At 42.7% G+C, this 1,700-nt stretch carries 2 protein-coding genes and 1 pseudogene; all 3 read left to right on the forward strand.

Annotated elements, in window-relative coordinates:
• Positions 1-576 (forward strand): acyltransferase (locus WHS63_RS13195; protein WP_445205522.1); only part of this gene is annotated, 576 nt, incomplete at its 5' end.
• A gap of 3 nt (positions 577-579) precedes the next feature.
• Positions 580-1,527, forward strand: a complete 948-nt coding sequence (locus tag WHS63_RS13200; protein WP_445205523.1) for a Gfo/Idh/MocA family oxidoreductase — start codon at positions 580-582, stop codon at positions 1,525-1,527.
• 2 nt (positions 1,528-1,529) lie between these two features.
• A pseudogene (locus WHS63_RS13205) lies at positions 1,530-1,700 on the forward strand (nucleotide sugar dehydrogenase); the annotation flags it as partial.

A 1,700-nucleotide genomic window follows, 5' to 3' on the forward strand; every position in this document is an offset into this window, starting at 1 on the left:
GAGAAAACCTACTTCGCCCACGAAACAGCAGTAATTGATGAAGGTTGCACAATAGGCAAGGGTACAAAAATATGGCACTTCAGCCATATAATGTCTGGCTGTGAGATAGGTGAAAGTTGCAATATTGGCCAAAACGTGGTTGTTTCCCCGGGAGTAAAATTAGGCCGAAATGTAAAGGTTCAGAACAATGTTTCCATTTATACGGGTGTAATTTGCGAGGATGATGTTTTTTTAGGCCCATCAATGGTGTTTACCAATGTAATAAATCCGCGTAGCGCCATTAACCGCAAGAGTGAGTATTTAACAACGCTGGTAAAGCGTAGCGCCACCATTGGAGCAAATGCAACCATAGTATGCGGCGTTACTCTTGGCGAGTTTTCCTTTGTTGGTGCCGGAGCAGTGGTAACTAAGGACGTAAAGCCTTACGCTCTGGTTGTTGGTAATCCAGCCCGACAAATTGGTTGGATGAGCGAGTATGGCCATCGTCTTGAGTTTAATAGCGATGGCATTGCAGTTTGCCCTGAGAGTAGACAAAAGTATAAGCTTGAAAATAATCAGGTTTTTCGAATAGATTAGGCAATGAAGAATTTTGCACTTATTGGAGCAGCCGGATTTATTGCTCCCCGTCACCTTAAAGCAATTAAGGAAACCGGCAATAATTTGCTTGCAGCACTCGATAAGCACGACTGTGTAGGAATTATGGATAGTTACTTTCCTGAGGCTGACTTCTTTGTGGAATATGAACGATTCGATAGGCATATCGATAAGCTTAAACGACAGGGCGTTAAGGTTGACTACGTTAGCATTTGTACTCCAAACTACCTGCACGATTCGCATATTCGTTTTGCTTTACGACAGGGTGCTAACGCTATTTGCGAGAAACCAATCGTATTGAATCCTTGGAATATTGATGCCCTTGCTGAAATTGAAAAGGAAACCGGTAAACGTATCAGCACAATACTTCAACTCAGATTGCATCCTACTATCATTGAGTTAAAAAAGCAGATCGATAGCGCTCCAAAGGATAATGTTTTTGATATCGATTTAACCTACATTACAAGCCGTGGACGTTGGTACTTTATTTCATGGAAGGGTGATGTTCAGAAATCGGGTGGGGTTGCCACCAATATTGGTGTGCACTTTTTCGATATGCTTTCATGGATTTTTGGAAGTGTTAAGTCGAGCGTGGTGCATGTTTCCCACCCCGACAAGGCTGCTGGATACATGGAACTCGAAAAGGCTCGCGTACGCTGGTTCCTAAGTGTTGACTATAACGATATTCCTGATAATATAAAGCAAAAGGGGCAGCGAACCTACCGTTCCATTCGCATTGCCGATAAGGAGTTGGAGTTCAGCGAGGGGTTTACCGATTTACATACTGCAAGCTACCGCGAAATTCTCGCAGGTAATAGCTTTGGCTTAAACGATGCCCGTGCTTCAATTGAAACTGTTTACACCATCCGTAATATGGCACCGGTAGGTTTAACCGGCGATTATCACCCATTTTGTAAAACATTAAACCTTTAAAAATGTATAGCGAACTTGTTTCAAAAAAGGAAAAACTTGCAGTTATTGGTTTGGGTTACGTTGGGTTACCTATAGCTTTGGAATTTGCCCGCAAACTCTCAGTTATTGGGTTCGATATTAAGCCAGATAGGGTTGAGCTAATGAAAAAAGGCATCGACCCCAGTCGTGAGCTT

It is taken from the genome of Tenuifilum sp., from assembly GCF_037481895.1.
GTDB classification, from domain to species: Bacteria; Bacteroidota; Bacteroidia; order Bacteroidales; family Tenuifilaceae; genus Tenuifilum; species Tenuifilum osseticum.

What these genes read in the sequence shown, in the direction of transcription:
- WHS63_RS13200 (WP_445205523.1), top strand. Translation starts at nt 580, where the DNA reads ATGAAGAATTTTGCACTTATTGGAGCAGCCGGATTTATTGCTCCCCGT.